Origin of the sequence: Streptomyces sp. NPDC048001 (genome assembly GCF_043203115.1) — a bacterium.
GTDB lineage: Bacteria > Actinomycetota > Actinomycetes > Streptomycetales > Streptomycetaceae > Streptomyces > Streptomyces sanyensis.
Map to the genome: position 1 here is coordinate 95,997 of NZ_JBIDBN010000015.1, position 16,378 is coordinate 112,374.

General features: G+C 71.6%; 18 protein-coding genes. 13 read left to right on the top strand and 5 right to left on the bottom strand.

Translation table 11 applies throughout. The annotated features are described in order from the left end of the window. Positions 1–293: 293 nt before the first annotated feature. Together ACGF15_RS25780 and ACGF15_RS25785 are read left to right on the top strand one after the other, a co-directional pair. Positions 294–2,705: an immune inhibitor A domain-containing protein gene (locus ACGF15_RS25780; protein ID WP_392802298.1), complete on the top strand. Its 2,412-nt coding sequence runs from the start codon at positions 294–296 to the stop codon at positions 2,703–2,705. A 121-nt stretch (positions 2,706–2,826) separates the two neighbouring features. Then, a complete protein-coding gene (locus ACGF15_RS25785) occupies positions 2,827–3,129 on the top strand; it encodes a hypothetical protein (RefSeq protein WP_256523316.1) in 303 nt (100 codons plus the stop codon). Positions 3,130–3,178: 49 nt separating this feature from the next. Here the strand turns inward: ACGF15_RS25785 and ACGF15_RS25790 are convergent, their stop codons facing one another. Continuing rightward, a complete protein-coding gene (locus ACGF15_RS25790; protein WP_345611194.1) occupies positions 3,179–3,766 on the bottom strand; it encodes an isochorismatase family protein in 588 nt (195 codons plus the stop codon). A 124-nt stretch (positions 3,767–3,890) separates the two neighbouring features. Then, positions 3,891–5,219: a nicotinate phosphoribosyltransferase gene (locus ACGF15_RS25795; protein WP_392802303.1), complete on the bottom strand. Its 1,329-nt coding sequence runs from the start codon at positions 5,217–5,219 to the stop codon at positions 3,891–3,893. A 212-nt stretch (positions 5,220–5,431) separates the two neighbouring features. Here ACGF15_RS25795 and clpS point away from each other — a divergent pair, with 212 nt between their 5' ends. The 6 genes from clpS (at position 5,432) to ACGF15_RS25825 (ending at position 8,513) form a co-directional block, all read left to right on the top strand. Then, positions 5,432–5,743 (top strand): ATP-dependent Clp protease adapter ClpS, encoded by a 312-nt coding sequence (gene clpS, locus ACGF15_RS25800; protein ID WP_256523313.1) that lies wholly within the window; start codon positions 5,432–5,434, stop codon positions 5,741–5,743. Beyond that, positions 5,743–6,336, top strand: a complete 594-nt coding sequence (locus ACGF15_RS25805) for a DUF2017 domain-containing protein (RefSeq protein WP_345611184.1) — start codon at positions 5,743–5,745, stop codon at positions 6,334–6,336. The genes clpS and ACGF15_RS25805 overlap by 1 nt, the downstream gene beginning before the upstream one ends. Positions 6,337–6,511: 175 nt before the next feature. After that, complete coding sequence (locus ACGF15_RS25810; protein WP_345611179.1) at positions 6,512–6,934, top strand: M67 family metallopeptidase; 423 nt, start codon at positions 6,512–6,514, stop codon at positions 6,932–6,934. Between the two features lie 123 nt (positions 6,935–7,057). Further along, positions 7,058–7,189: a putative leader peptide gene (locus ACGF15_RS25815; protein WP_345611174.1), complete on the top strand. Its 132-nt coding sequence runs from the start codon at positions 7,058–7,060 to the stop codon at positions 7,187–7,189. Between the two features lie 86 nt (positions 7,190–7,275). Next, complete coding sequence (locus ACGF15_RS25820) at positions 7,276–7,563, top strand: MoaD/ThiS family protein (protein WP_345611170.1); 288 nt, start codon at positions 7,276–7,278, stop codon at positions 7,561–7,563. Further along, the gene (locus ACGF15_RS25825; protein ID WP_345611165.1) at positions 7,563–8,513 is read left to right on the top strand and encodes a cysteine synthase; all 951 of its coding nucleotides are present in this window, start codon (positions 7,563–7,565) and stop codon (positions 8,511–8,513) included. Before ACGF15_RS25820 ends, ACGF15_RS25825 begins: the two co-directional genes overlap by 1 nt. Before the next feature lie 25 nt (positions 8,514–8,538). Here ACGF15_RS25825 and ACGF15_RS25830 read toward each other — a convergent pair whose 3' ends face one another. After that, positions 8,539–9,006 (bottom strand): type II toxin-antitoxin system PemK/MazF family toxin, encoded by a 468-nt coding sequence (locus tag ACGF15_RS25830; RefSeq protein ID WP_345611161.1) that lies wholly within the window; start codon positions 9,004–9,006, stop codon positions 8,539–8,541. Between the two features lie 170 nt (positions 9,007–9,176). On the opposite strand from ACGF15_RS25830, the gene ACGF15_RS25835 reads away from it, so the two are divergent. From ACGF15_RS25835 to ACGF15_RS25845, 3 genes are all read left to right on the top strand, one after another. Then, complete coding sequence (locus tag ACGF15_RS25835) at positions 9,177–9,929, top strand: MBL fold metallo-hydrolase (protein WP_345611157.1); 753 nt, start codon at positions 9,177–9,179, stop codon at positions 9,927–9,929. Between the two features lie 129 nt (positions 9,930–10,058). Continuing rightward, positions 10,059–11,606 carry an APC family permease gene (locus ACGF15_RS25840; RefSeq protein WP_362614369.1) on the top strand — a complete coding sequence of 516 codons (1,548 nt, stop codon included), beginning with the start codon at positions 10,059–10,061 and terminating at the stop codon, positions 11,604–11,606. A 1-nt stretch (position 11,607) separates the two neighbouring features. After that, positions 11,608–12,057 carry a universal stress protein gene (locus tag ACGF15_RS25845; protein ID WP_345611148.1) on the top strand — a complete coding sequence of 150 codons (450 nt, stop codon included), beginning with the start codon at positions 11,608–11,610 and terminating at the stop codon, positions 12,055–12,057. A 92-nt stretch (positions 12,058–12,149) separates the two neighbouring features. On the opposite strand, the gene ACGF15_RS25850 is transcribed toward ACGF15_RS25845, so the two are convergent. Then, on the bottom strand, positions 12,150–13,418 hold the full coding sequence (locus tag ACGF15_RS25850) for a PTS transporter subunit EIIC (protein ID WP_392802312.1): 1,269 nt from the start codon (positions 13,416–13,418) through the stop codon (positions 12,150–12,152). 264 nt (positions 13,419–13,682) lie between these two features. Further along, positions 13,683–14,942, bottom strand: coding sequence for a PTS transporter subunit EIIC (locus ACGF15_RS25855; protein WP_345611143.1), 1,260 nt, complete (start codon positions 14,940–14,942; stop codon positions 13,683–13,685). A gap of 151 nt (positions 14,943–15,093) precedes the next feature. Between ACGF15_RS25855 and ACGF15_RS25860 the strand changes: the two genes are divergently transcribed. Both ACGF15_RS25860 and rph read left to right on the top strand, forming a co-directional pair. Then, positions 15,094–15,411, top strand: a complete 318-nt coding sequence (locus ACGF15_RS25860; protein ID WP_345611475.1) for a PTS glucose/sucrose transporter subunit IIB — start codon at positions 15,094–15,096, stop codon at positions 15,409–15,411. A 119-nt stretch (positions 15,412–15,530) separates the two neighbouring features. Then, the gene (gene rph, locus ACGF15_RS25865; protein WP_345611141.1) at positions 15,531–16,271 is read left to right on the top strand and encodes a ribonuclease PH; all 741 of its coding nucleotides are present in this window, start codon (positions 15,531–15,533) and stop codon (positions 16,269–16,271) included. Positions 16,272–16,378: the final 107 nt, after the last annotated feature.

A 16,378-nucleotide genomic window follows, 5' to 3' on the forward strand; every position in this document is an offset into this window, starting at 1 on the left:
AGGGAACACGACGTAAGCGTGACCTGACCCACGGTGCCGGTGCACAGGGGGGCGCACGGATTCATCCGGTGGGCCGTGTGGCCGAAAGTGTCGGGGTCCAGGCTGATTTGGGGATCGTCCGGATAGCGGATCGGCGCTACTGCATAGTGCAGTTGGCCTGTTCAAGTCAAGGACTGTCTTTTCTTCCCCGACTCCGGTCGAATGTCGTCACTTGAGACGCGTACACCGCCCGCGCGGACGACCCCACCAACCGGTCCGCGACGGCGACGGAACGCGGGGGAGGACACCATCAAGTGACCAGTAATCGACGGACGTTCAGAGCGACCGCAGTGGTCGTGGCCCTGGCCGCGACGACCGCGACGGCCTCGGCGTTCACCTTCGCCCAGGCCGACGGCGGCAAGCCGTCCGGCCCGGCGGCCATCGAGAGGCACGACCCGGCACCGCATCAGGGGCATGTCGAGCACGACCTCGAGGGGCCGTTCACCAAGAAGCAGGAGGCGCAGCGGCAGGCGGCCCTGGAGCAGGTCATATCGGGAGAGGCCACGGTCCAGTCCCGCAAGGGCTCCAAGGTCGTCCGGCTCGACAACAAGAAGTACGTCGAGCTCGCCCGGGAGAAGACCGACAAGATCTTCACCATCCTGGTGGAGTTCGGCGACAAGGTCGACGACACCACGATGTACGACCCCGACGGCTCCGGCCCCCAGCCGCCGGTCGTCAAGTACGGCGGCGACCCGGGCCCGCTGCACAACCGGATCGCGAAGCCCGACCGCACGGTCGACAACTCCACGGCCTGGCAGGCGGACTACGACCGCGAGCACTTCCAGGACCTGTACTTCGGCACCGGCAAGGACCGCAAGGGCCGCCAGAAGGACTCGCTGAAGACCTACTACGAGCGGACGTCCTCCGGGCGCTACTCGGTGGACGGCGAGGTCTCCGACTGGGTCAAGGTCGAGTACAACGAGGCGCGGTACGGCTCCAACTACTGCGGCCAGTCCAACTGCTCCAACGTCTGGGACACGGTCCGCGACGGCGTGGCCGCCTGGACCGCGGACCAGAAGGCCCAGGGCCGCACCGACGCCCAGATCAAGGCGCAGCTGTCCTCCTACGACGAGTGGGACCGCTACGACTTCGACGGCGACGGCGACTTCAACGAGCCGGACGGCTACATCGACCACTTCCAGATCGTCCACGCGGGCGAGGACGAGTCGGCCGGCGGCGGTGCGCAGGGCGGTGACGCCCTGTGGGCCCACCGCTGGTACGCCTACGGCACCGACGCGGGCCTGACCGGTCCGGCGGGCAACCGCGCCGGCGGGACCGAGATCGGCGACTCCGGCATCTGGGTCGGCGACTACACGATGCAGCCCGAGAACGGCGGACTCGGCGTCTTCGCCCACGAGTACGGCCACGACCTCGGTCTGCCGGACCACTACGACACCCAGGGCGGCGAGAACTCCACCGGCTTCTGGACCCTGATGTCCTCCGGCTCCTGGCTGGGCGCCGGCAAGGACACCATCGGGGACGTCCCCGGCGACATGAACGCCTGGGACAAGCTCCAGCTCGGCTGGCTCAACTACGAGACGGCCAAGGCGGGTCAGCGGTCCACCCACACGCTGGGCGTCTCCGCGTACAACACCAAGCGCCCGCAGGCCGTCATCGTCGAGCTGCCCGAGCGCGAGGTCACCACCACCGTCGTGAAGCCCGCCGAGGGCTCCATGCAGTGGTGGAGCGACATGGGCGACGACCTCAGGAACACCCTGACCCGCTCCGTCGACCTGACGGGCGCGTCGAGCGCCTCCCTGGAGCTCGACGGCTGGTGGGACATCGAGGCCGACTACGACTACCTCTACACCGAGGTCTCCACCGACGGCGGCGCCAACTGGACCCCCGTCGACGGTACGTCGGACGGCCAGGCCATCCCGCGCGACGCCGGTGACAAGCCGGCCCTGACCGGCCCCTCCGAGGGTCACCGGGCGCTCGCCTACCCGCTGGACGCCTACGCGGGCCAGAAGATCGACCTGCGCTTCCGCTACCAGACCGACGGCGGCGTGGCCGGCAAGGGCTTCACCGCCGACGCCATCACCCTGACGGCGGACGGCCAGGAGCTCTTCGGCGACAACGCCGAGAACGGCGACGCGGGCTGGACGGCGAACGGCTTCTCCCGCATCGGGGAGTCGTTCACCCAGGAGTACGACCAGTACTACATCGTCGAGAACCGCCAGTACGTCTCGTACGACCGGACCCTGGAGGTCGGGCCCTACAACTTCGGGTTCACCGCCCCGAAGAACGGCTGGGTGGAGCACTACCCGTACCAGAACGGCATGCTGATCTGGAAGTGGGACACCTCCCAGAACGACAACAACACCAGCGCGCACCCCGGTGAGGGCCTGGTCCTGCCGATCGACGCGCACCCGGCCCCGATGAAGTGGGCCGACGGCACGCTGATGCGGAACCGGATCCAGTCGTTCGACTCCACGTTCAGCCGCTACCGGACCGACCGCCTCACCCTCCACAAGGCGGGCGTGGCGCAGCGGATCCCGTCCCAGCGGGGTGTCTCGGTCTTCGACGACCGCAAGGGCACCTACTGGTACCCGGAGAACCCGACCGCGGGTGTGAAGGTCACTGACACCAACACCCGAATCGCGATCGTCAGCGAGTCCCGCAATGGGCAGAAGCTGAAGATCAAGATCAGCCCCTCGGGTCGCTGATCGGTAAAACCGCAGGTCAATCCATGATCGGCCGTCGCCCTCTAGCGGGCGGCGGCCGATCGTGTTTAGGTGCGGGGGCAGAGCCCTTATTGACATCGAACTCACGGGGGAGTGGTTCCGTATGCCCGGCGGAGGTTTCGCCAAGCTGCCAGGAGGCAGCGTCGTCGTCGCGCTCAGCCTGCCGAACCCGGCGGGCGACGGGACCAACGTCAGGTTCCTGGTGCACGCCGCCAACCGGGCGCGGGCCCTGACCCGGCTGCGCAACCTCGGGCTGCGGGCCGTCTACCTGCGGGGGAACGCCGAGCCCCCGACCCCGGACGAGATCACCGCCGTGCTGCACCATCCGGACGGGCTGCTGTGGCGGGCCGAGCGGGAGCGCCCGCAGGAGCTCTGGCACCCCATACGGGCGCTGATGCGGCCCTGAGCCCCGAGACGGCCCCCGAGGCGGCCCCGGGGCCTCCCGGCGCGGCGCCTCAGCGCACCACCGGCTTGCCGCTCACCTCCACGCCCGCCTCCCGGAGCTCCTCCAGGGCGCGGTCCGTGGTCTCGCGGGCCACGCCCGCCGTCAGGTCGAGCAGCACCCGGGTGGCGAACCCCTCGCGTGCCGCGTCGAGCGCGGTGGCGCGGACGCAGTGGTCGGTGGCGATGCCGACGACGTCGACCTCGGCCACCCGCCGTGCGCGCAGCCAGTCGGCCAGGGAGGTCCCGTGCTCGTCGGCCCCCTCGAAACCGCTGTAGGCCGCCGAGTAGGCGCCCTTGTCGAACACGGCGGCGATGGAGCCGGAGGCGACGGCCGGGGCGAAGTTCGGGTGGAAGCCGACCCCCTCGGTGCCCGCGACGCAGTGCCGCGGCCAGGAGCCGACGTAGTCGGGGTGGTCGGAGAAGTGGGCGCCCGGGTCCACGTGGTGGTCCCGGGTGGCCACCACGTGCCGGTAGCCGGGCTGGGCGTGTCCGATCAGCTCGGTGATCGCGGCCGCGACGTCCGCGCCGCCCGCGACCGCGAGGCTGCCTCCCTCGCAGAAGTCGTTCTGGACGTCCACGACGATCAACGCGCGGTGCATGGCGGGTGTCCTTCGGTGGTGGTGGAGGGGAACGGGTCGGGTCGGCCCACGGCACTACCGAGCGTAGCCAGAGGGGCGGGGGCCCGGGAAGGGGCCGGGCCGCCGCCCGCCGGGAGCGCGGCGCTCAGAGGTACTCGGTGGGCAGGACCGGTTCGCCGCGCGAGAGCTGGGTCGCCGACAGCGGGAGCCCGCCGCGGACGGCGAGGTGCCGCTCGCGGGCCGCGTCCAGCGGCTCCCGGGCCACCACCTCGCCGCCCTTGACCAGCTGCACCAGCAGCTGCCGGTCGGCCAGCCCGTCCGGCACCGCGCCGGTGCCGACCACCTCCGCCTCGGCCACGCCCTGCTCGTCCGGCCGCCGCGCCGCCCACTTGCGGCCGCCGATCGAGGTCTTGCCCCCGCGGGACTTCTTGGCGACGGGTTCCAGCGGCGCGCCCGGATCGGTGGAGCGCGCCCGGGCGACCAGCTTGTAGACCATCGAGCAGGTGGGGTGACCGCTGCCGGTGACCAGCTGGGTGCCCACGCCGTAGGCGTCCACCGGGGCGGCGGCGAGCGAGGCGATGGCGTACTCGTCCAGGTCGGAGGTGACGACGATCCTGGTGTTCACCGCCCCGAGCTCGTCGAGCTGCCGGCGCACCCGGTGGGCGACGAGCAGCAGGTCCCCGGAGTCGATCCGGACGGCGCCGAGTTCGGGCCCCGCGATGTCCACGGCCGTGCGCACCGCCTCGGCCACGTCGTAGGTGTCCACCAGGAGGGTGGTCCCCCGGCCCAGGGAGTCCACCTGCGCCCGGAAGGCCCCCCGCTCGGTGTCGTGCAGCAGGGTGAAGGCGTGGGCGCTGGTGCCGACGGTGGGGATGCCGTAGCGGAAGCCGGCCGCCAGGTCGGAGGTGGAGTCGAAGCCGCCGACGTAGGCCGCGCGGGCGGCCGCCACGGCCGCCAGCTCGTGGGTGCGCCGGGCGCCCATCTCGATCAGCCCGCGTCCGCCCGCCGCGGCCGACATCCGGGAGGCCGCGGCCGCGATCGCGGAGTCGTGGTTGAGGACGGACAGGATCACCGTCTCCAGCAGCACGCACTCGGCGAACGAGCCCTCGACCCGCATGACCGGGGAGCCGGGGAAGTAGACCTCCCCCTCCGGGTACCCCCACACGTCGCCGCGGAAGCGGTACTCGGCCAGCCATCGCAGCGTCGCCTCGTCCACCACCCCCCGCTCGCGCAGGAAGCCGAGCAGGGCCGGGTCGAAGCGGAAGTTCTCCACGGCGTCGAGGACGCGCCCGGTGCCGGCGACCACCCCGTAGCGGCGCCCGTTCGGCAGCCGCCGCGTGAAGACCTCGAAGACGGAGCGCCGCTCGGCCGTGCCGGCCCTGAGTGCGGCCTGGAGCATGGTCAGCTCGTACTGGTCGGTGAAGAGAGCGGTCGACGGGACGTCCACCGGGAGTCCAAGGTCCGCAGCATCCACAGCGGTGCACCTCGTGGTTCGTGTCGGGCCGCCCGTCGGGCGGGCGGGACGTACGGGGCCGCCCCCCGTCCGGCGCGGCCATGGCAGGAAGCGTACCCCCATTTCGTCACTTTGACGAGATCTCGGCGGGCGGGCGGCCGTCCTCGTCCGGCCGGCCTCCCGTCCCGGCCCCCGCGAGGCCGTTTGTGCGGCAGGGGGGCTCAGGTGGCAGCATGGGTTGCGTGACCGTGCCACTGGAGATCGAGCGGACCGAGTCGGCGGAGGAGGCATCCGCCGTCCCCGAGCCCGACGTGCCCTGGGTGACCCTGGTGCACAACGACCCCGTCAACCTGATGAGCTATGTCACCTATGTGTTCCAGGCGTACTTCGGCTATTCCAAGGACAAGGCGCACAAGCTGATGCTCGACGTCCACCACAAGGGGCGCGCCGTCGTCTCCAGCGGCAGCCGCGAGGAGATGGAGCGCGACGTGCAGGCCATGCACGGCTACGGGTTGTGGGCCACCCTCTCCCAGGACCGCATCTGATGAGCTCTCACTTCGAGCCGCTGGAGGGCGGCGGCGCAGCCGTGGCGCTGGACGAGGTGGAGATCTCCATCCTCCGCTCGCTCGCCGTGCAGCTCCTGGAACTCATCGGCCCCGGCGACGAACCGGTGCAGGGCGACGACCCGCTGGCCGCCCTGTTCGCCGAGGGGCCCAGCGAGCCCCCGTCCGATCCCGCGCTGGCCCGGCTCTTCCCCGAGGCCTACCAGGGCCCCGGCGCGGACCGCGCCGACGAGGAACTGCGCGCCCGCTCCGCCGAGTTCCGCCGCTTCACCGAGGCCGACCTGCGCACCCGCAAGCGCGAGGACGCCCTCGCGGTGGTGCGCTCCCTCGACGCGCTCACCCCCGCCGGGGACGGCGGCGCGGTGCTGGAGCTGCGCGCCGAGGACTGCCGCCACTGGCTCGGGGCGCTCAACGACCTCCGCCTGACCATCGGCACCCGGCTGGAGGTCGGCGACGAGGACGACAACGAGGAGCTGTACCGCCTGCCGGACGAGGACCCGCGCAAGCCGATGGTGATGGCCTACCTCTGGCTCGGCGCCCTCCAGGAGACCCTGGTCGAGACCCTGAGCCCCTGAGTCGCCGCCCCCGGCCTCCCGGGCCGGCGGCCCCGGCCCCGCGGGCCCCGCGGGCCCCGCGGCGGTGGGTCCGCCCCGGGGCGGTGAAGGGGCCCGCCCCCGCCGTCCCACCGGGCGTCTCACCCGTCGGGCACCTCGTCCCGGGCCCGCCGGCCGTCCGCCTATCCTGTCGCCCATGCTGACCATCACCCGCGCCCTGTACGACCGGATCGTCGCCCACGCCCGCGAGGACCACCCCGACGAGGCCTGCGGGGTCGTGGCGGGCCCGGAGGGCTCCGGGCGCCCCGAGCGCTTCATCCCGATGCTGAACGCCGCCCGCTCGCCCACCTTCTACGAGTTCGACTCCGGCGACCTCCTCAAGCTCTACCGCGAGCTGGACGACAACGACGAGGAGCCGGTGGTCATCTACCACTCCCACACCGCCACCGAGGCCTACCCCTCGCGCACCGACGTCTCCTACGCGGGCGAGCCCGGCGCCCACTACGTCCTGGTCTCCACCGCCGACACCGACGGCGCCGGACCCTTCCAGTTCCGCTCCTTCCGCATCGTGGACGGCGAGATCACCGAAGAGGACGTCCGCGTCGTCGACGCCTACTGACCCGGTCCCCGTCCGCGGCCCCCGGAGCCGCCCCCGCACCCGGAGACCGCATCGTGAGCAGAGGAAGTCCACCATATGGGATCACACTCCGGATCCCGGACCGGGAATCGATACGATGACCGCATGGTTGACCCTGACGTGAGCGACAAGACGCCGAGCACCCTGCTGCTCGTTGCGCGGCTGCACGTCGACCTGTGCCGCCTCGCCAGCGCGATGTGTCCGGCAGCCGCCGGTCCCTGCGCCCGCGCCGCCTGACGTACGAGCGCACCCAGCAGACAAAGCCCCTCGCGCGGGGGCCCCGCCGCGCGCCCTGCGCCACCCTTCCTACAGGAGCCCACACCATGGCCATCGAGGTCCGCATCCCGACCATCCTCCGCAGCTACACCGACGGCGCCAAGGCCGTCGAGGGCAGCGGAGCGACTCTCGCCGAGCTGTTCGCCGACCTCGACTCGCGCCACGCGGGCATCCAGGAGCGCATCGTCGACAAGGACAACGGCTCCCAGCTGCGCCGCTTCGTCAACGTCTACCTCAACGACGAGGACGTCCGCTTCCTGGAGGGCATCGCCACCCCGCTGTCCGACGGCGACAGCGTCACCATCCTCCCGGCCGTCGCCGGCGGAATGCGCTGATGCGGTACGACTCCCCCCTCGCGGCGGTCGGCAACACACCGCTCGTCCGGCTGCCGCGGCTGTCGCCCTCCGAGGACGTCCGCATCTGGGCGAAACTGGAGGACCGCAACCCCACCGGCTCGATCAAGGACCGCCCCGCGCTCCACATGGTCGAGCAGGCCGAGAAGGACGGCCGCCTCACCCCCGGCTGCACCATCCTCGAACCCACCAGCGGCAACACCGGCATCTCGCTCGCCATGGCGGCCAGGCTCAAGGGCTACCGCATCGTCTGCGTCATGCCGGAGAACACCTCGCAGGAGCGCCGCGACCTGCTCGCGATGTGGGGCGCCGAGATCATCTCGTCCCCCGCCGCCGGCGGCTCCAACACCGCCGTCCGCGTCGCCAAGGAACTCGCCGGGCAGAACCCCTCCTGGGTGATGCTCTACCAGTACGGCAACCCCGGCAACGCGGGCGCCCACTACGCCACCACCGGCCCCGAGATCCTCGCCGACCTGCCCTCCGTCACCCACTTCGTGGCCGGACTGGGCACCACCGGCACCCTCATGGGCGTCGGCCGCTACCTGCGCGAGCACAAGCCCGAGGTGAGGATCGTCGCCGCCGAACCCCGCTACGACGACCTCGTCTACGGGCTGCGCAACCTCGACGAGGGCTTCGTCCCCGAGCTCTACGACGCCTCCGTGCTCACCACCCGCTTCTCCGTCGGATCGGCCGACGCCGTCACCCGCACACGGGAGCTGCTCCAGCAGGAGGGCATCTTCGCGGGCGTCTCCACCGGTGCCGCCCTGCACGCCGCCATCGGCGTCGGAAGGAAGGCCGCCAAGGCCGGCGAGAGCGCCGACATCGTCTTCGTCGTCGCCGACGGCGGATGGAAGTACCTGTCCACCGGCGTCTACACCGCGCCGACGACCGAGGCGGCCGTCGAGGCCCTCCAGGGCCAGCTCTGGGCCTGAGCCACCCGCGCCCTGGCGGCCTGACTCAGGCCGCCAGGTGCCGGACCCGGTCCCACACCGCGGGGTCCACCGCCCCCACCCGCCTGCGGAACTCCCGCAGCCGCACCCGGCGCAGCTCGTCCGTCTCCAGGAAGCTCGCCCGCCCCCGCACATCGCCCACCGAACCCGGCGGCAGGGCGATCACCCCCGGCCGCTCGTCGCGGTACCGGCTGGTGATCTTCGCGACGCGGGCCGTGCCCCCGCTCACCGACAGCACCAGGCAGGGCCGGTCCTTCGCCCCGGGGCCGTCCTCGTAGGGCACCCGCGCCCACCAGATCTCACCCGCGACCGGCGCCCGGTCCCCGGGCCGGGCCCGCTCACCCGGCCGCGCCGGCGGACGGCGCCGGCCCTCGGGCCGACGCGGCCGCGGACCGCGCCCCAGCCCGTCGGAGACCGCCACCACCAGCGCCAGCACCACCACCGCGCCCAGGGCGAGCCACCACGACGTGTCCATGCGCACGACCGTACCCCTGCGGGCGGCCGCGAGGCGCACCCGCCGAACACGGGGGTGAGTTCCCCCACAACAGAGCGTCGCTGAGGAGCGACCGGACCTTTCGCGCCTTACTCTCGACGCACCGCACGACCTCCCCCCAGCCCTCCTTCGTCCACGGAGGTTCCCGCTCCATGAAGCTCACCGTCGTCGGTTGCTCGGGGTCGTTCCCGTCCGTGGAGTCGGCCTGCTCGAGCTACCTCGTCGAGGCCGACGGCTTCCGGCTGCTCCTCGACATGGGCAACGGCGCCCTCGGCGAGCTGCAGCGCCACTGCGGTCTCTACGACCTCGACGCCATCTTCCTCAGCCACCTCCACGCCGACCACTGCATCGACATGTGCGGCTACTTCGTGGCCCGCTACTACCGCCACGACGGCGGCCGCTGCCCGGCCATCCCCGTGTACGGCCCCGAGGGCACCGAGCAGCGCCTGACCACCGCCTACGCGGACACGCCCTCGCCGTCCTCGATGAGCGAGGTCTTCGACTTCCGCACGCTGGAGCCCGGCGGCTTCCGCATCGGGCCGTTCGCCGTCCGCACCGAGCGGGTCCCCCACCCCGTCGAGGCCTACGCCATCCGGCTGGAGCACGGTGGCCGGTCGCTGACCTACTCCGGCGACACGGGCGCCAGCACGGCCCTCGACGCGCTGGCCCACGGCAGTGACCTGTACCTGTGCGAGGCCTCCTTCGTGGACGGCAAGGAGGACATCCCGGACCTCCACCTCAACGGACGCGAGGCCGGGGTCTCCGCCCGGCGCGCCGGCGCCGGGCGCCTGGTGCTCACCCACATCCCCCCGTGGACCGACGGGGAGCGCAATCTCGCCGACGCCCGCGAGGAGTACGACGGCCCGGCGGAGCTCGCCCGCCCCGGAGCCGTGTACGAGATCTGAGCGGCCCGCCCGCCCCGACGGGAGCGGGCGGGGCGGGGCACCCGGCCGGACCACGCCCGGCGGGCCGGCTCGGCCTCCCGGCCTTACGGTGAGCACAGAGTTGCCCCCCGTCACCTTCTGTGAGGCGCCATGGCCGACGACAGCGCGGGCTCCCGACCGGCGCACGACCGCGGCGCCGGGCCCCCCGCCGCGGAACTGAAACACGACGCGATCGGCTTCCTCGACGCCCTCGTGATCGGCATCAACTCCACGTCGCCCGCCTACTCGCTGGCCGCCGTCATCGGGCCGATCGTCGCCCTGGTGGCCGTCTACGCCCCCGGCGTCGTCCTCGCCTCCTTCGTCCCCATGCTCCTGATCGCCTCGGCGTTCTACTACCTCGACCGCGTCGACCAGGACTGCGGCACCACCTTCTCCTGGGTCACCCGCGCCATGGGCCCCTGGGCGGGCTGGTTCGGCGGCTGGGCGATCATGATGACCGGCGTCCTCGTCGTCGGCTCGCTCGCGGACGTCGCCGTCGGCTTCGGACTGCTGACCGTCGGCCTCGACGGATGGGCCGAGAACGACGCCGTCCGCCAGACGCTCGCCGTCCTGCTGATCCTCGTCATGACCGCCATCTGCGTCATCGGCACCGAGGCCTCCGCCCATGTGCAGAACGCACTGATCCTCGCCCAGGTGGCCTGCCTGCTCGTCTTCGCCGGCGTCGCCCTCTACCGCGTCTACGCGGGCACCGGCTCCCTGGACGCCGTCGAACCCTCCTTCTCCTGGCTCAACCCCTTCGGCGAAGGCGGCGCCGCCCTCACCGGGGGACTGCTGCTCGGCGTGTTCATGTACTGGGGCTGGGAGTCGGCGGTCAACCTGACCGAGGAGGTCAAGGGCAGTGGCGCCAGCGCCCCCGGACGGGCCGGCATCTGGTCCACCGTCGTCCTGGTCGTCACCTACCTGTCCGTGGGCATCGCCGTCGTCGCCTACGCCGGCCCCGCCTACCTCGCCGAGAACGCCGCCGAGGAGGAGTTCATCTTCGCGCAGCTCGCCACCGAGGCCCTCGGAGGCTGGGACTGGCTCGTCCTCCTCGCCGTCTCCACCTCCGCGCTCGCCTCCACCCAGACCACGATCATCCCCGCCTCGCGCACCGCGCTGTCCATGGCCCGGCGCGGGGCCCTGCCCGCCCCCCTGGCGCGGATCAACCCCCGCTTCCGCACCCCCGACATCAGCACCTGGGGCGTCGCCGTCGTCGCCATCGCCTGGTACCTGGTCGTCAACCAGATCAGCGAGAACGCCCTCTTCGACTCGCTCACCGCGCTCTCGCTGCTGATCGCCTTCTACTACGCGCTCACCGGTGTCGCCTGCGCCGTCTACTACCGCCGCCACCTGACCGAGAGCCTGCGCAACCTGCTGCTGATCGGCGTCGGGCCGCTCGTCGGGGCGGGGCTGCTGTTCTGGCTGCTGGTCGAATCCGTCGGGGACATGGCCGACCCCGCCAACTCCTACAGCGGCACCTCCTGGTTCGGCCTCGGACCGCCGCTGGTGATCGGGATCTTCATCGTGCTCGTCGGCATCCTGGTGCTGGCCGCCCAGCGCCTGGCCGGGGGGCCGTTCTGGCGGGAGCGGCGCGGGGTGGCCGACCCCGCGCTCGTCCCCGGCGCCCACCGGGGCCCGGGCCCCGGGGAGGAGGGCTGAGATGTCCGTGGTGCTGGGATACGACGAGTCCCCGGGCGCGCTGCGCGCCTTGGACGTCGCCATCCAGACGGCCGCCGCCTTCCACGAACCCCTGGTCCTGGTCTACGGGGCCGGAGCCCCGGGCTCGCTCGGCGAGGAGTACCGCGCCCACTCCGACGCCCTGCGCTCCGCGGGCCGGGAGGCCCTCGCCCACGCGCGCAGCACCGCCGAGGCCGCGGGCGTGCGCACCGTGGTCGAGATCCTCGACGCCCACCCGGCCCAGGCACTGCTCGACGCGGCCGCCCGGCACGCGGCCCGGGTCGTGGTCGTCGGCAGCTACGGGGAGAGCCCGATGCGCGGAGCGCTCCTCGGCTCCACCCCCCACAAGCTGCTCCATCTGTCGAGCGTGCCGGTGCTCTGCGTCCCCGCCGCGGACCCGCCCGCCGCCGTCCCGCCGCCCGGCCGCCCCTGAAGAGCCCGGAGCCCGTCCGGGAGACGGACGGAGCCCCCGCCCTGAGGACGAGGGCGGGGGCTCCGGGTGCGGGTGCCGGGGGCGGCGCGGGCCTACTTGGCCTCGGCCTTCTCCAGCTCGGCGAGTTCCTCGTCGGACTCGCGGCCCGGCGTCGGGATGTTGAACTTGGTGATCGCGAAGCGGAAGATCACGTAGTAGACCGCCGCGAAGACCAGACCCACCAGGGCCAGGCCCCACGGGTTGGTGGCGATCCCCAGGTTCAGGAAGAAGTCGACCGCGCCGGCCGAGAAGCCGAAGCCGTCCTTCATCCCGAGCGCCCAGGTCAGCGCCATCGAGACACCGGTCAGCACCGCGTGGATCGCGTACAGGACCGGGGCGATGAACATGAAGGTGAACTCGATCGGCTCGGTCACACCGGTGACGAAGGAGGTGAGCGCGAGGGAGAACATCATGCCGCCGACGACCTTGCGGCGCTCCGGGCGGGCGCAGTGCACGATCGCCAGGCAGGCGGCCGGCAGGGCGAACATCATGATCGGGAAGAAGCCGGTCATGAACTGCCCGGCGGACGGGTCGCCCGCCAGGAAGCGGGCGATGTCGCCGCTCTTGCCCTCGTAGGTGCCGGCCTGGAACCACGGGAAGGAGTTGAGCAGGTGGTGCATGCCGACCGGGATCAGCGCGCGGTTGGCCACACCGAAGATGCCCGCGCCCACGGCGCCGGACTCGACCAGGCTCTCACCGAACCAGTGCAGGCCCGCGCCGAGCCACGGCCAGATGAGACCGAAGACGATGCCGGTGAGCAGACCCGCGAAGGCCGACAGGATCGGCACCAGGCGGCGGCCGCCGAAGAAGCCCGCCCAGTCGGGCAGCTTGGTGCGGTAGAAGCGCTGGTACAGCAGGGCCACGATGATGCCCATGACCACGCCGCCGAGCACCTTGGCGTCGACGGCCTGCTCCACCATGACGATCTTGCCGTCGACGATCGCCTCCTTCTTCGGGAGGCTGCTGTCGGTGAAGGTGCCGAGCACGCTCTTGAACACCAGGTAGCCGACGACCGCGGCGAGCGCGGTGGAGCCGTCGGACTTCTTCGCGAAGCCGATCGCGATGCCCACGGCGAACAGCAGCGCCATGTTGTCCAGCAGCGCGCCGCCACCCGCGGCCATATAGCCCGCGATCTCGGTGATGAAGCCCGGGAACGACTCCTTGCCCAGCATGTCGGGCTGACCGAAGCGCACCAGCAGCGCGGCGGCGGGCAGCACGGCGACCGGCAGCATCAGGCTGCGGCCGATGCGCTGCATGACCGCCATCGCGCCCGCGCCCATCTTCTTCTTGTCCGCCTCGGGGGCGGCGCTAGCCGTGGACATCAACTTCCTCCAGTGGAACAAGACGTCGCCGGGACGGAGCACGGGGGAGGGCGGCGTCTCACAAAAGGGGAACGCGGCCGATGGTCTGGACCGCGTGGTCTACACCTTTGAGTGGTGTAGACCTGTTGTAGCACGGTGAACGATAGATAAGGAACCTGCGAATTTCCCGGCCCGGATAACAATCAGGTCACCCGCACGGCGGCCCCCGGACCCGCACGGGTCCGGGGGCCGCACCCCGCCGGGGTTCTGCCTGGTGAGGGAGGGCTACTTCGTCTGCTCCCGCTCGATCTCCTCCTCCAGCTCCTCCGGCTCACGCCCCGGAGTCGGAATATCGAAGACAGTGATCAGAATCCGGAACAGCACGTAGTAGACGACCGCGAAGCACAACCCGATCGGGATGATCAGCCACGGTTTGGTGTCCAGGTGCCAGTTGACGATGTAGTCGATCAGCCCCGCCGAGAAGCTGAACCCCGCATGCACCCCCAGCCCCCAGGTGATCGCCATCGACGCACCCGTCAGCAGCGCGTGCAGCCCGTACAGCAGCGGCGCCGCGAACATGAACGAGAACTCGATCGGCTCCGTCACCCCCGTGACGAAGGACGTCAGCGCCACCGACACCATCAGCCCCGCCACCCGCTTGCGGTGCTCCGGCCGCGCACAGTGCGTGATCGCCAGGGCCGCCGCCGGGAGCCCGAACATCATGATCGGGAAGAAGCCCGACATGAACAGGCCCGCATCCGGGTCCCCCGCGAAGAACCGCGTCAGATCGCCCTGCACCACCGTGCCGTCGTCGTCCGTGTACTCGCCCGCCTGGAACCAGAAGAACGTGTTCAGGAACTGGTGCATGCCGATCGGGATCAGCAGGCGGTTCGCCACGCCGAAGATCGCCGCACCCCAGGCCCCCAGGTCGATCAGCTGCTTCGCGAACGAGGTCAGCGCATCACCCACCGGCTCCCACAGCAGACCGAACAGCACCCCCAGGACGCAGCAGACGAAGGCCATGATGATCGGCACCAGCCGCCGGCCGTTGAAGAAGCCCAGCCAGTCCACCAGCCTGGTGCGGTGGTAGCGCTGCCAGATCACCGCCGTCAGCAGACCGATCAGGATGCCGCCCAGCACCCCGGGGTTCTGCGGCACCCCGTCCGGCACCGCCTCCGTCACCGTGCCGTCCATCGGGAAGGCCTTCAGTACGTTGAAGTAGACGAGGAACCCCGCCACCGCCGCCAGCGCCGTGGAGCCGTCCGCCTTCCTCGCGAACCCGATCGCCACCCCGATGCAGAACAGCAGTGGCAGCCCCAGCGCCCCGTCGAGGATCCCCGTACCGCCCTTGATCAGCACGTTCGCGGTCTTGTCCCAGAACGGGCCGTGCAGATAGGCGCCGAACAGATTGCCCAGGCTCACCAGCAGCCCCGCCGCCGGCAGCACCGCCACCGGCAGCTGCAGACTCCGCCCCACCTTCTGGAGCCCCTGGAACAGCCCGTTCCACCAGCGGTGCTGCGGTGCGGCGGCGCTCTCCGCGCTCATCGGCGTCCTCCCGGGGCAGACTCTGGTTGGCAGGTGCTGCAGACTGGTGTAGACCAGTCGCCAACGGTCGGACGGCCGCACCGCACTGCGGGGCGGACGGGACGCCGGTGGTCGCCATCCTTCGGCAGACGACGACCACCCGCCCGTGAAGATGGGCCAACCGTGCGTTACCGTGACAAATCCGACCAACGGTGGGTCGGCAGACGCCCCGCGCACAGGACATCAGGGAGAGAACATGGCCACAAAGGCTGAGAAGATCGTCGCCGGCCTCGGCGGGATCGACAACATCGAGGAGATCGAAGGCTGCATCACCCGCCTCCGCACCGAGGTCGCAGACCCCTCCAAGGTCGACGAAGCAGCCCTCAAGGCCGCCGGCGCGCACGGAGTCGTCAAGATGGGCACCGCCATCCAGGTCGTCATCGGCACCGACGCCGACCCCATCGCCGCCGACATCGAAGACATGATGTGACCCGAACCCACCGCACCGCGCACTGACGCCCCACCCCAGCGGCGCCCGGCGCACCCGAGGGGCCTGAATCCGATCACCGGACGCAGGCCCCTCACCCGTCTGCCGCTAGGCTCGCCCCCATGTCACGCATCGACGGCCGCACCCCCGAACAACTCCGCCCCGTCACCATCGAACGAGGCTGGAGCAAGCACGCCGAGGGCTCCGTCCTCGTCTCCTTCGGCGACACCAAGGTCCTCTGCACCGCCTCCTTCACCGAAGGCGTCCCCCGCTGGCGCAAGGGCAGCGGCGAAGGCTGGGTCACCGCCGAGTACTCGATGCTCCCCCGCTCCACCAACACCCGCGGCGACCGCGAATCCGTCCGCGGCAGGATCGGCGGCCGCACCCACGAGATCAGCCGGCTCATCGGCCGGTCCCTGCGCGCCGTCATCGACTACAAGGCCCTCGGCGAGAACACCGTCGTCCTCGACTGCGACGTCCTCCAGGCCGACGGAGGCACCCGCACCGCCGCCATCACCGGCGCCTACGTCGCCCTCGCCGACGCCGTCACCTGGGCCCAGCGCAAGAAGCTCGTCAGGACCGGCCGGCAGCCCCTCACCGGCACCGTCGCCGCCGTCTCCGTCGGCATCGTCGACGGCACACCCCTCCTCGACCTCTGCTACGAGGAGGACGTCCGCGCCGAGACCGACATGAACGTCGTCTGCACCGGCGACGGACGCTTCGTCGAGGTCCAGGGCACCGCCGAGGCCGAACCCTTCGACCGCAAGGAACTCAACGCCCTCCTCGACCTCGCCACCGGAGGCTGCGCCGACCTCGCCGCCCTCCAGCGCACCGCCCTCGACGACACCGCCCCCACCACCTGACACCCGCACCACCTGACCCGCCCCCACCCCGGGAACCCGCGCCGCACATCCCCACCCCCCCGCGGGCAACCGCCGGCACCCCCGCCGGCGTCACCCCCAACGGGCGC